The sequence below is a fragment of the Polaromonas sp. P3_B4 genome, assembly GCF_056402835.1.
The window spans coordinates 587,335-599,140 of the sequence record NZ_JBFUGQ010000002.1; the positions used below are offsets into that span (position 1 = coordinate 587,335).

Below are 11,806 nucleotides of genomic sequence, written 5' to 3' on the forward strand. Positions count from 1 at the left end.
ACGCCGGGGTGGGCGAAGGGGGCCGGCGGCGGGCAGCGGCAGGGGCGCTGTAACATTCGCGGCAGTTTTGAGGTCTACTCAATAGTTTAGTGCAGGGTACTGCGCGGTTTCTTTCTTAGATTACTTATGAAAAAGTCATTTGATTTCACGACTGAAGCGCTGGGCGCCCTGGCCCGGGCGGATGCGGCACGCGCGCTGGCCGAGGACATTGGCAGCGGCGACCTGACCGCCGCACTGATTGACCCGGCCCGCCAGGCACGGGCGCAGGTGGTGGCGCGTGAAAGCGCTGTGGTGTGTGGCAGCGCCTGGGTCGAGGCCACGATGCGGCAGCTGGATCCGGATGCCCAACTGGTCTGGCATGTGCTGGATGGCGAGCGTTGCGAAGCCGGCCAGGTAGTGTTTGAAGTGCGCGGGCTTGCCCGTGCCCTGCTGTCGGCTGAACGCACGGCCCTCAATTTTTTACAGCTGTTAAGCGCCGTTGCGAGTAAAACGGCCGTTTATGTTGACATCGTGAAAGGTACGCGGGCTGCTATTGTGGACACACGCAAGACCCTTCCCGGCCTGCGGCTGGCGCAAAAATACGCGGTCGCCGCGGGCGGCGGAACCAACCACCGGGTGGGTTTGTATGACGCCGTGCTCATCAAGGAAAACCACATCGCGGCCGCAGGGGGAATCGCGCAGGTGCTGGCACGCGCTGCGGACGTCGCCGCGCAGGCTGATTTTGTGGAAATCGAAGTCGAGAACCTGGACGAGCTGGCCCAGGCGCTGAACGCCGGTGCGCGCATGGTGCTGCTCGACAACATGAGCCTGCCCGACCTCAAAGAGGCTGTACGCATCAACAATGGGCGAGCCATCCTTGAAATTTCGGGCGGGGTCACCCTGGAGGGCCTGCGCACCCTGGCCGAAACCGGCGTGGACCGGATTTCCATCGGCACCCTGACCAAAGACGTGCGGGCGATTGATTTTTCCATGCGCTTCGACGCCGAGAGCACGGTGGCGGCATGAGCGTGGTTTTGCCCGTCATCCGTGTGGACTACGAGCAGCCCGAGGGCGCGGCTTGCAGCACGCACCAGGCTTGGGCCCGTGTGCCGGCCGAGCCCACGCAGGCCGAGCGCACCGTGCTGAAGGCCCGCATCCGCGAACTGCTCAAGGCCCGCAACGCCGTCATGGTGTCGCACTACTACGTGCATCCCGACCTGCAGGACCTGGCCGAAGAGACCGGCGGCCTGGTGTCGGACTCGCTGGAGATGGCGCGTTTTGGCCGCGACCATGCGGCACAGACGCTGGTGGTGTCGGGTGTGCGCTTTATGGGTGAGACGGCGAAGATTCTTTCACCTGAAAAACGCGTGCTGATGCCCGACCCTGATGCGACCTGTTCGCTTGATTTGGGCTGCCCGGTGGATGAATTCAGCGCGTTTTGCGACGCCCACCCGGACCGCGCGGTGGTGGTGTATGCCAACACCAGCGCCGCCGTGAAGGCGCGCGCCGACTGGGTGGTGACATCCAGCTGCGCGCTCGACATCGTGCGTGCGCTGAAAGACCAGGGCCAGAAAATCCTCTGGGCGCCCGACCGGCACCTGGGCAGTTACATCCAGCGCGAGACCGGTGCCGACATGGTGTTCTGGAATGGCGCCTGCATCGTGCACGACGAATTCAAGGCCTTTGAACTGCAGGCCCTGAAAAAAGAGCACCCTGGCGCCAAAGTGCTGGTGCACCCCGAGTCACCTGCGGACGTGGTGGCGCTGGCCGATGCCGTGGGCTCCACTTCGGGAATTTTGAAGGCGGCGCGCGAGATGGACGCGCGCGAATTCATTGTGGCGACCGACAACGGCATGCTGCACAAGCTGCGCACGCTCAACCCCGGTAAAGTGTTTATTGAAGCGCCCACCGCCGGCGACAGCGCCACCTGCAAAAGCTGCGCACACTGCCCGTGGATGGCCATGAACGGCCTGGCCGGTTTGGCCCATGTGCTGGAAACCGGTGCGCATGAAGTGAAGATAGACCCCGCACTGGGCCTGCGTGCCCGGCTGCCGATTGACCGCATGCTGGCTTTCACCGCCGCGCTGAAAAACGGCCAGCCTACTTCAGGGCTGGTGCCGCATATCGGTGCGGCCTGACATCGGTCCGGCCCTGGATATGCTCCTGTTTTGATAGCTGCTTGCGCTTGTCCTGTATGGACTGGAGGCCGATATGAGTCCTATAACGGCCTGTATTGACTTCTCGGATCCGCATGACAGTGCCGCGCCGCGCCTGCGCCGTGCTTTCAGCGCGCCGCGTGCGGTGCTGGTGGCACGCACGCTCGACGAGGTACGGCCGGTACTGGATGCCGTGCAGGCCGCTGCCGCACAGGGCGCCTGGTGTGTGGGCTACCTGCGCTATGAAGCCGCCCCGGCTTTTGATGCCGCGCTGGCTGTGCACGATGCGGATGGGCCGCTGGCCTGGTTTGCGGTGCATGATGAAGCCTTGCCCTGGCCGCGAACCGTACCAGGTGCCGATGTGCAGGTGCAGTGGCAGCCGGGGCTGGATCGCCTGGTTTTTGAGGAGGCTCTCGGCACGCTCCAACGGGCGATTGCCAACGGCGCGTACTACCAGGTCAATTTCACTGCGCAGATGGCCGGCTTGTTGGTCCCGGGGGCAGAGGCCGCGCCGGCCCATGCCTTGTTTGGCGCCCTGCAGCGCGCGCAGCCCGGCGGTTATGCAGCTTTCCTGGATACCGGTGATGAGCAGATCTTGTCGGTGTCGCCCGAGTTGTTTTTTGACTGGCGCGCCGGCCAGCTTCTGACACGGCCGATGAAAGGCACAGCACCGCGCGGCACGACGCCCGAAAGCGATGCGGCCCAGGCCGAAACGCTGCGCACGTCAGTCAAGGAGCGTGCCGAGAACGTGATGATCGTGGACCTGCTGCGCAATGACCTGTCGCGCATCGCCGAGCCCTTCAGTGTGCGCGTGCCGCGCCTGTTTCACACCGAGGCGCTGCCCGCGGTCTGGCAGATGACGTCGGACGTCGAGGCGCGCACGCGGCCCGGCTGTAGCCTGGCCGAGGTGTTTGCCGCGCTGTTCCCCTGCGGTTCGATCACCGGCGCACCCAAGGTGCACGCCATGCAGGCTATTCGTGAACTGGAAGCCGGGCCGCGCGGTGTGTATTGCGGGGCCATCGGTGTGGTGCAACCCGGCGGCATGGCGACTTTCAATGTGCCGATCCGCACCGTCAGCCTGCGCGGCGCCCAGGCCCGCTGCGGCATCGGCAGCGGCATCACCTCGGGTTCTGTGGCCGAAGGGGAATGGCAGGAGTGGCGCCACAAGCAGGCCTTTCTGGAGCGAGCCAGCATGCCCTTCGAGATTCTGGAAACCCTGGCGCTGGAAGCGGGCCAGTTGCGCCATAGGAAAGACCACCTGGCGCGCATGGCGGTTTCTGCCGCCCACTTTGGCCACCGATGGGATGCCGTGCAGGCCCATGCGTGCCTGCAGGCATTGGCGCAGGCGCACCCGCAGGGCCTCTGGCGCGTGCGCCTGCTGCTCAGCGCCAGCGGAAAATTCGCCGCCCAGGCTTATGCCATGGAACCGTCGCTGCCCCAGGTGCGCCTGCAACTGGCCGACCGCCCGCTGGACGCGGCGCACGGCGAATTTGTGCGCTTCAAAACGACGCGCCGCGCGCATTACGACGCCTTCACGCCGACCGAACCTGGCGTGTTTGACAGCGTGCTGTGGAATGCTGAGGGTGAGATCACCGAATGCACGCGTGGCAACATCGCGATGCGCGTGGATGGCCGCTGGGTCACGCCGCCGCTGGCCTGCGGGCTGCTGCCGGGTGTGGGCCGCGCGCTGGCGTTGCAGGCGGGCCGGTTGACCGAACGCGTCGTGCGGGTGGACGCATTGTCAACGGTTGAGGGCTGGGCGTTTGTGAACAGCCTGAGGGGCTGGATAGACGCGAGCCTTGTCCGAACCGACTAAAAACTGCTTAGAGTTTTTCCTTGACGTAGGACGCGCGGTCCATGTCGACCATTTCCACGCTCAGCTGCACCATCACGCCCGCTGGCCGCGGGGTCAGGCGGCGCAGCACGTCAGCGATGCGCGCACCCAGGTCCTTCTTGGCGTCCGGCGTGCGGCCCGACAGCAATCGCAGCTGGGCATGCACAAAAGCGCGTGAGGCCGGCGCAGTGCCAATTTCAAAATCGTCCAGGGCGACGAGCCGGGTTTTCAGGTCGGATTCATCCTGTATTTCAGGGCTGGCGGCGACGGCCTGGTTCAGCGCCTGGAGCACTTCGGCTTTGGGAAAGCCGGCCAGGTTGCTGGAGTATTCAACGATCAGGTGAGGCATGTGGGTTCTGAATAAAAAGTGGCAAGAAACGGATAAAGGGGATTCGGGAAAGATTAACTTCCGGGCGGTACCAGCACGGTAGGAATGGCCTGTTCAGCGGTACCAGGGAAGTCGCGGCTGAAATGCAGGCCGCGGCTTTCGTGCCGGCCGTGCGCCGAGCGCACGATCAGATCCGCCACCTGCACCAGGTTGCGCAGCTCCAGCAAGTCGCGTGTGACACGGAAGTTGGCATAGAACTCCTGGATCTCCGCGTTGAGCAAGGCAATGCGGTGCGCCGCGCGTTCAAGCCGCTTGGTGGTGCGCACAATGCCTACGTAGTTCCACATGAAGCGGCGCAGCTCGTCCCAGTTGTGCGAGATCACCACGGCTTCGTCGGCATCGGTGACCTGGCTTTCGTCCCAGGCGGGCAGGGCGGGGACTTCGGCCGGCGCCAGGGCATCAATCGCGTGGGCCGTGGCGCGTGCGAGCACCACGCATTCCACCAGCGAGTTGCTCGCCAGGCGGTTGGCGCCGTGCAGGCCGGTGCAGGCGGTTTCGCCAACGGCATAAAGGCCCGCCACATCGGTGCGTCCGGCCAGGTCGGTCACTACGCCACCGCAGGTGTAGTGCGCGGCCGGCACCACCGGGATGGGCTGGCGTGTGATGTCGATACCGAGCTCGAGGCAGCGCTTGAGGATGTTGGGGAAGTGCTCCTGCAGAAAAGCCGGGCTCTGGTGCGAGATGTCCAGGTAGACACAGTCGAGGCCGTGCTTTTTCATCTCAAAGTCGATGGCGCGGGCCACCACGTCGCGCGGCGCGAGTTCGGCCCGCGCGTCGTGCGCCGGCATGAAGCGCCCGCCGCCGGCCGAGGGCGGCAGCAGCAGCTTGCCGCCTTCGCCGCGCACGGCTTCCGTGATCAAAAACGATTTCGCGTCCGGGTGGTAGAGGCAGGTCGGGTGGAACTGGATGAACTCCATGTTGCCCACGCGGCAGCCGGCCCGCCAGGCGGCGGCAATGCCGTCGCCGGTAGCGGTGTCGGGATTGGTGGAATAGAGATACACCTTGCCCGCGCCGCCGGTGGCCAGGATCGTGTGGCCGGCGCTGAAGGTCAGCACCTCGCCGCTGGCGGTGTCGAGCACATAGGCACCATAGCAGCGGTTACCGGGTTGTTTGAGATGCCGGTCGGTGATGACGTCGATCAGCATGTGGTGCTCATAGAGCGTGATGCCGGGCGTCTGGCGGACCTGCTCCATCAGCGTGCGTTGCACGGCGGCGCCGGTGGCGTCGGCCGCGTGCACGATGCGGCGCTGGCTGTGGCCGCCCTCGCGCGTCAGGTGCAGTTCGCCGGGATGGCCGGCGTCTTCGGAAAAAGCCACGCCCAGTGCACGCAACCAGGCAATGGCTTCGGGCGCACCTTCGACGACGGCGCGCGTGGCAGGCAGGTCGCAGAGGCCCGCACCTGCGACCAGCGTATCGCTCACATGCTGCTCCAGCGAGTCGCCCTCGGCCAGCACGGCAGCCATGCCGCCCTGCGCCCAGCCGCTGGCCCCGTCGCCAAGCGCACGTTTGGTCACCACCGCCACACGCCGGCCAGGTGCCAGCAGCAGCGCGGCAGACAGGCCCGCCAGGCCGCTGCCGATGATGAGGACGTCGAAGTAGTGTGAACCCAGGCTGTCGGAGGTCATTGATAAGTCACTCACCGTTGAGATGGAAACCAGGTTTGTTCACGATGCGCAGAATGCTCTTATGCAAGCAGGGGCCGCGGGACTGGCTTCGCCAGACCGCAGGCGCAGCGGCCCCCTCGGGGGGCAGCGCATTACACGAAGTGAAAAGCGTGGGGGCAATATTTAGGCGGGCGTGTAAGCCAGCCGCACATAGATGGGCGCGAAAGCCTCGGCCTGCGTCACTTCCAGCAGGCCTTCTTTTGACAGCTCGAGCAGCGCGATGAAGGTCACCACCAGCACCGGCATGCCGCGCGTGGCGTCGAACAGGTCTTCAAACTCCAGGAACTTGCGGCCCTGCAGCTTGCGCAGCACGATGCTCATGTGCTCGCGCACCGAGAGTTCTTCGCGGCTGATGACGTGGTGCTGTACCAGGCGGGCGCGTTTGACAATGTCGCGCCAGGCGTCCTGCAGGTCCACGATGTGCACATCGGGAAAGCGCGGCTGCAGCGATTGCTCGACATACACCTGCGCGCGCAGGAAATCGCGGCCGAATTGCGGCACTTCGTTGAGTTTGTGGGCGGCCAGCTTGATCTGCTCGTACTCGAGCAGGCGGCGAACGAGTTCGGCGCGCGGATCTTCGGGCTCCTGGCCTTCCGCCACCTTCTTGGGCGGCAGCAGCATGCGCGACTTGATTTCAATCAGCATGGCCGCCATCAGCAGGTATTCGGCCGCCAGTTCCAGGTTGGTGGAGCGGATTTCGTCGACGTAGGTGAGGTACTGGCGCGTGACCGCCGCCATCGGGATGTCGAGGATGTTGAAGTTCTGCTTGCGGATCAGGTACAGCAGCAAGTCCAGCGGTCCCTCAAACGCCTCCAGGAAGACCTGCAGCGCATCCGGCGGGATGTACAGGTCGTGCGGCATGGCAAACAGCGGCTCGCCGTACAGGCGGGCCAGCGCCACCTGGTCGATCACGGCGGGCATGTCCGGGCTCAGGGCTGCGGACAGCTCCTGCCCGGCGGCCGGCGGCAGTTCCTGGGGGGATGGTGAAAAAGGGGTTTGGGACATGAAAGAGGCCGAAGCGGTGAGTGCGCTAAAGATTTGCTATGAAAAAGATAGCTGATTGCGCAAGTCCTGCAAGGGCTAGAGGCCTATTTGGCTCTTATTTTCCGTTCGGGTGGCTGCTCGTGCCGTACACGTAAGGCTGCTGGGGAACCTTGGCCTCACCGTATTCCGCCTGTTCGGTGCGGTTCAGGTTCTTGTCCCACAACAGCGCGCGCCCGGCGCGTTGCTCGGCTTCCAGGGTGGGCTTGTTGGCCTTCAGCTGGTCGATGAACTGCGTGGTGTCGGAGGTGTAGTCGGAGCGGCGGAAGAAGTTGAGGAGGGACATGGGTCTAAACTGCCTGAATCGTATAGTTGGCTGATTTTACCGGGGTCTGCCTTGCGCCCATTGTTACCACCTTCCCCACCCTCCTTTGCACCGGCCCGAACGGGCTTTTCAGCACTTTTTTCCGTCAGGACGTTCATCTGTATGGGTCTGCTCTCATTTGTGCTTGGCCTGGTGGCATGTGACGCGCAGCGCATTGCCGAACTGGAAGAAGGTGTGGCCACGGAGGCCGATGTACGTGCCCGCTTTGGTGAGCCCGAGAAGGTGTGGGAAGCGGCCGACATGGCCGAAACGCCGCAGCCCGGCGCTGCGGCGGCGCCCGGCGCCCGCACCTTCGAATACAACCGCCAGCCGGAAGGCAAGGTCAACTACATGATCACGATAGGTGCGGACGGCAGGATGAGTGCGCTGCGGCAGGTGCTGACACCGCAAAATTTTGCCAGGGTGCAGCCCGGCATGCGCATGGAACAGGTGCGAAAAATGCTGGGCAAGCCGATGAAGGTCACGCCTTACGCGCTGAAGCAGGAAACTCATTACGACTGGCGTTACATGGAGCCACCGTCGGCGGCACGCATCTTTACCGTGGTGTTTGACGGGGACCTGAAAGTGGTCAGCACGGGCTCGGTGGACGATGAAAGCGCGAGCGCTTCAGGTGGCAATCGCTGATGTGCCTGGGTTTATAAAGAAAAATGAGCTGCAGCCCAATAGGGACAGGCGCAAGCAGCTCCTGTTTTTATAGCGTTTCAATTTTCTCCAGGAAGCCCGAGCGCTGCATCACGGCCCGCGGCTGGGCATTGAGCCCTGCCATGACCAGCCGGCCGCCGCGCAGCACGATGGCCTTGTGCAGCTGCTCCAGCACATCGAGCCCGGAGGTGTCCAGCGACTGCAGCGATTGCACGTCCAGCCGCACCACCAGGCCTTTGGGCGCGCTTTCCACCACGTTCAGGATGGGGTCGAGCTTGGCGACTGCGCCAAAGAACAGCGAGCCATACAGCTGGAAACTGGCGCCATCGGCGCTGCGTGAGACCTCCACCACCTGGAACAGGGTGCTCATGCGCCGCACAAACAGCACGCAGGCCAGGATCAGGCCGACCTGCAGGGCGACCGTCAGGTCAAAAACCACGGTCAGCAAAAACGTTCCCAGCATGATGAGACGGTAGTGGCTGCTGGCCTGGCGCAGGTGGGCGAATTCGCGCCATTCCCCCATGTTCCAGGCCACATACAGCAGAATGCCGGCCAGCACCGCCAGCGGCACATGCACGGCCAGCGGGGCGGCTACCAGCACGACGACCACCAGCGTGAGGGCATGCACCACGCCCGAGACGGGAGAGGTGGCGCCCGAGCGCACATTGGTCACCGTGCGGGCAATGGTGCCGGTGGCGGGCATGCCGCCAAAGAACGGCACCACAAAGTTGGCCACGCCCTGGGCCATCAGTTCCTGGTTGGGGTCATGGCGCGGCAGGCCGGAAATCTGGTCGGATACGCGTGCGCAGAGCAGCGACTCCACCGCACCCAGCAGTGCAATGGTGATGGTGGGTGCCACCAACAGCCGCACGGTTTCCCAGGAGAAATCGGGCAGGGCAAATGAAGGCAGCGCACGCGGGATGCCGCCGAAGCGGCTGCCGATGGTTTCCACGGGCAGGCTCAGCAGGTAGGCAAACGCGGTAAGCGTCACCAGCGCCACAATCGGCCCCGGCATGCGCGATGCCATGCGCGTGGCCCGCTTGAGCTGCACGCCTTCGACGGCCTGCATCAGCCTGATCAGCCGCGTGGTGAAACCGCCGGCGCTTCGCGTGTGCGCGGCAAACAGCTTGGGCCACACAAAGAGGCCGAGCAGGCAGGCCAGCCCCAGCCCCAGCGCGTAAGGGTTGAAGCTGTCCAGGTGTTCGCCGATCACACGCAGCTGCGAGAAAAAATCGGCCGGCATCTTGGGAACGACCAGCCCCAGCAGGTCCCTGACCTGCGACAGTACGATCAGCACTGCGATGCCGTTGGTAAAACCCACCACGATGCTCACCGGCACGTAGCGCACCAGTGTGCCCATTCTGAAAAAACCCAGCAGAAAGAGCAGCACGCCGGCGCAGGCGGTGGAGATCAGCAGGTTGGCCAGGCCGTAGCGTTCCAGAATGCCGTAGACGATGACGATGAAGGCCCCGGCAGGGCCGCCTATCTGCACCGCCGAGCCGCCCAGCGCAGAGATCAATGCGCCTGCGATGATCGCCGTCCAGATGCCTGCCTCGGGCTTGAGGCCGGAGGCGATGGCAAAAGCCATGGCCAGCGGCAAAGCCACAATACCCACCGTGACGCCGGCCCCGGCATCCTTGAAAAACCGTTCGCGGTTGTAGCCGGCAAGCGCTGAAAACAGGCGAGGGCGGAACGGGGCGAGATAGGCCGGTAAATGCATCATGCGGCGGGCGTGGGGCGTGGGAGTTGTGTGACCGGTGGTGCGGATGATGGCCCGGACGACAGCGCAGATAACAGCGCAGGCGAGAATGCGGAGATTGCGCGTCCCGTATGACTTTTTTCCATTGTTCGAAGCCTCAACATTCGGTACATTAGAAGGTTTTGTTAGGTAGAAATAGTTACTTTTCGTGTGATTTCAGGGCCGAATCATCAGTGTCGTCCTGTTTTGATCATCTGCGTATGGTTTTTTGGGGAAGTGATTGTTTGGCCTTTTAAGTTTTTTGTCTGCAATGCCGCCGCGCCTTTCTGCCTGCCTGGCGGCCTTGCTGTTGGCCCACGCTGCGGCTGTTGCACAGGAAACGGCCGTCCCGCCTTCCCCCGTCGCGGCTGTTGTTGCACAAAGCGTGCCGTCCGCGGGCTACGACGTGGTCGGCCAGGGGCTGGTACTGGTCGACAGTACCGGTTCGCTGACGTTTGAGCAGGTTCACAGCCGTTTTGAAGCCGGTGAAGGCGAGCCGGCCAGGCCGGAACAGATCATGCCGACCGGCGACGGGCGTGCCTTGTGGTACCGGTTGACGCTGCCTGCGGTGAGCCAGCCCACCCGGGTCATGCTCACGACACCGCACCCCAACATGGACAGTGTCTCGCTGTACCGCCCCTCGCAAGACCCCCTCGCTGCGGGGCAATGGCAAATCAGGCGCTCAGGTGATTCCATCCCCGTAGCCGAGTGGCCGGTGCGCCACCTGACACCGGCGTTCGAGATGCTGCTGCGCCCTGGTGAGACGCGGCCCACTTACCTTCGGGTCACCCACAACTATCCGATCAGCATGCACTGGGTCCTGTCCGACCCAGGCAGTTTTCACGAACAGTCCAAGCAATGGCACCTCCTGCTGGGGGTTTACATCGGCCTGGTGCTGCTGATGGCGCTGATGAGCGCTTTCCACGCGGTCTCGTGGCGCGATTCCATCCACCTGTTGTACGCCGGTTATGTGCTGGTCGTGGCGCTTGGCCAGTTGTCGCTGACCGGCCTGGCGGGAGAGTTTTTCTGGCCCCGCAATGCCTGGTGGAACGACTGCGCGCCCGTGGGGCTGTCGCTGGCCACTGCCGCATTGCTGCATCTTGTGCTGCGCCAGATGGTGGTTGACCGCGACGTGCCCTGGCTTTCCCGCGGGCTGCTGGCCATGACCATTCTGGGCTTTGTGATCGTGCTGGCCTTCCTGGCTCTGGGGAACAAGTCGTCTTTCAACCTGGCCACGCCTTACTACATCGGAAGCATCGCCGTTTACCTTTTTGTTTCCGCCTGGTACACCTGGCGCCGTCCGGCCGTGGGTATCTGGATCATGGCCGCGATGGTGTGCCTCACCGTGGGCTCCATCTTCCCCATCCTGCGCACGCAGGGCATGATGCCCCTGGGCACGGCCACGCAATTCGGCGCGCAAATCGGTGCCGCCCTGGAAATCCTTTTCCTGCTGATGGCCCTGTACCTGCGCAGCCGGGAAAAGCGCGACAACCAGGCGCGCGTCGGTGCGCTGACACGCGTGGACCCGTTGACCGGCCTGGGCAACCACCGCGTGCTGCTGCAGCGGCTGGACGCGCTGCTGATTCGCCAGCAGCGCGACCCCGGTGCGGGCGCGGTGGTGCGCATCCGGCTGGGCAACGCCGTGGATATCCGGCAGGACTACGGCATGGAGGCGGCGCAAAGCGCGGTGGTCCAGGCCGGCGCCTGTGTCACAAGTGTCGCGCAAGAGGGCGATACGGTTGCCCGTCATCGCGACGGAGACTTTGTGCTGATCCTGCAGGGGCACCTGACGCGCGGGGCGCTTACCGATATCGGCCAGCGGCTGATCGCCCGCGGACTGGCCGACAGTCCCAGCCTGCCGCCCAATACCGTGCTGCAGTTCAAGGTGGCGGTGGCCGAAGCGCCCTTCAGGGAAGGCGATGCAACGCAATTGCTGCACTCGCTGGGCCTTGTGCTCGGCGAGCTTTCCAGCCGTTCGGGCACTGGGCTGCGCTTTGCGGCCGGGGCGGCGGATGCCAGGAATTCGGCACCGGCCTGAC

The 11,806-nt window shown here is 64.3% G+C and carries 10 protein-coding genes; 5 read left to right on the forward strand and 5 right to left on the reverse strand.

Annotation, left to right across the window (positions count from 1 at the left end; all coding sequences use genetic code 11):
- Nucleotides 1-126: 126 nt before the first annotated feature.
- The 3 genes from nadC to AC1DVV_RS19570 all read left to right on the forward strand — a co-directional run bounded on the left by nadC (nucleotide 127) and on the right by AC1DVV_RS19570 (nucleotide 3,951).
- Complete coding sequence (gene nadC / locus AC1DVV_RS19560; RefSeq protein WP_457279620.1) at nucleotides 127-1,005, forward strand: carboxylating nicotinate-nucleotide diphosphorylase; 879 nt, start codon at nucleotides 127-129, stop codon at nucleotides 1,003-1,005.
- A complete protein-coding gene (gene nadA, locus AC1DVV_RS19565; protein WP_477666096.1) occupies nucleotides 1,002-2,117 on the forward strand; it encodes a quinolinate synthase NadA in 1,116 nt (371 codons plus the stop codon). Before nadC ends, nadA begins: the two co-directional genes overlap by 4 nt.
- Before the next feature lie 73 nt (nucleotides 2,118-2,190).
- The gene (locus AC1DVV_RS19570; protein WP_477666097.1) at nucleotides 2,191-3,951 is read left to right on the forward strand and encodes a chorismate-binding protein; all 1,761 of its coding nucleotides are present in this window, start codon (nucleotides 2,191-2,193) and stop codon (nucleotides 3,949-3,951) included.
- A 7-nt stretch (nucleotides 3,952-3,958) separates the two neighbouring features.
- Here the strand turns inward: AC1DVV_RS19570 and AC1DVV_RS19575 are convergent, their stop codons facing one another.
- The 4 genes from AC1DVV_RS19575 to AC1DVV_RS19590 form a co-directional block, all read right to left on the reverse strand.
- Entirely contained in the window at nucleotides 3,959-4,318 is a 360-nt protein-coding gene (locus AC1DVV_RS19575) for a 5-carboxymethyl-2-hydroxymuconate Delta-isomerase (RefSeq protein WP_477666098.1), read from the reverse strand.
- Nucleotides 4,319-4,371: 53 nt separating this feature from the next.
- Nucleotides 4,372-5,982: an L-aspartate oxidase gene (gene nadB / locus AC1DVV_RS19580; RefSeq protein WP_477666099.1), complete on the reverse strand. Its 1,611-nt coding sequence runs from the start codon at nucleotides 5,980-5,982 to the stop codon at nucleotides 4,372-4,374.
- Between the two features lie 162 nt (nucleotides 5,983-6,144).
- Nucleotides 6,145-7,026, reverse strand: coding sequence for a segregation and condensation protein A (locus tag AC1DVV_RS19585; RefSeq protein ID WP_457279615.1), 882 nt, complete (start codon nucleotides 7,024-7,026; stop codon nucleotides 6,145-6,147).
- Nucleotides 7,027-7,120: 94 nt separating this feature from the next.
- Complete coding sequence (locus tag AC1DVV_RS19590; protein WP_457279614.1) at nucleotides 7,121-7,348, reverse strand: DUF3460 family protein; 228 nt, start codon at nucleotides 7,346-7,348, stop codon at nucleotides 7,121-7,123.
- A gap of 141 nt (nucleotides 7,349-7,489) precedes the next feature.
- Here AC1DVV_RS19590 and bamE point away from each other — a divergent pair, with 141 nt between their 5' ends.
- Nucleotides 7,490-8,011 (forward strand): outer membrane protein assembly factor BamE domain-containing protein, encoded by a 522-nt coding sequence (bamE, locus tag AC1DVV_RS19595; RefSeq protein WP_457279613.1) that lies wholly within the window; start codon nucleotides 7,490-7,492, stop codon nucleotides 8,009-8,011.
- Nucleotides 8,012-8,078: 67 nt separating this feature from the next.
- Here the strand turns inward: bamE and AC1DVV_RS19600 are convergent, their stop codons facing one another.
- Nucleotides 8,079-9,749, reverse strand: a complete 1,671-nt coding sequence (locus AC1DVV_RS19600; RefSeq protein ID WP_457279810.1) for a SulP family inorganic anion transporter — start codon at nucleotides 9,747-9,749, stop codon at nucleotides 8,079-8,081.
- A 289-nt stretch (nucleotides 9,750-10,038) separates the two neighbouring features.
- Between AC1DVV_RS19600 and AC1DVV_RS19605 the strand changes: the two genes are divergently transcribed.
- Complete coding sequence (locus AC1DVV_RS19605; RefSeq protein WP_477707239.1) at nucleotides 10,039-11,805, forward strand: sensor domain-containing diguanylate cyclase; 1,767 nt, start codon at nucleotides 10,039-10,041, stop codon at nucleotides 11,803-11,805.
- Nucleotide 11,806 lies beyond the last annotated feature (1 nt).

Excerpts from the sequence above, each read along its gene's own strand:
- AC1DVV_RS19575 (WP_477666098.1), bottom strand. The coding sequence starts at position 4,318 with ATGCCTCACCTGATCGTTGAATACTCCAGCAACCTGGCCGGCTTTCCC.
- AC1DVV_RS19605 (WP_477707239.1), top strand. The coding sequence starts at position 10,039 with ATGCCGCCGCGCCTTTCTGCCTGCCTGGCGGCCTTGCTGTTGGCCCAC.
- AC1DVV_RS19590 (WP_457279614.1), bottom strand. The coding sequence starts at position 7,348 with ATGTCCCTCCTCAACTTCTTCCGCCGCTCCGACTACACCTCCGACACC.
- AC1DVV_RS19570 (WP_477666097.1), top strand. The coding sequence starts at position 2,191 with ATGAGTCCTATAACGGCCTGTATTGACTTCTCGGATCCGCATGACAGT.
- nadA (WP_477666096.1), top strand. The coding sequence starts at position 1,002 with ATGAGCGTGGTTTTGCCCGTCATCCGTGTGGACTACGAGCAGCCCGAG.
- AC1DVV_RS19585 (WP_457279615.1), bottom strand. The coding sequence starts at position 7,026 with ATGTCCCAAACCCCTTTTTCACCATCCCCCCAGGAACTGCCGCCGGCC.
- nadB (WP_477666099.1), bottom strand. The coding sequence starts at position 5,982 with ATGACCTCCGACAGCCTGGGTTCACACTACTTCGACGTCCTCATCATC.
- AC1DVV_RS19600 (WP_457279810.1), bottom strand. The coding sequence starts at position 9,749 with ATGCATTTACCGGCCTATCTCGCCCCGTTCCGCCCTCGCCTGTTTTCA.
- bamE (WP_457279613.1), top strand. The coding sequence starts at position 7,490 with ATGGGTCTGCTCTCATTTGTGCTTGGCCTGGTGGCATGTGACGCGCAG.
- nadC (WP_457279620.1), top strand. The coding sequence starts at position 127 with ATGAAAAAGTCATTTGATTTCACGACTGAAGCGCTGGGCGCCCTGGCC.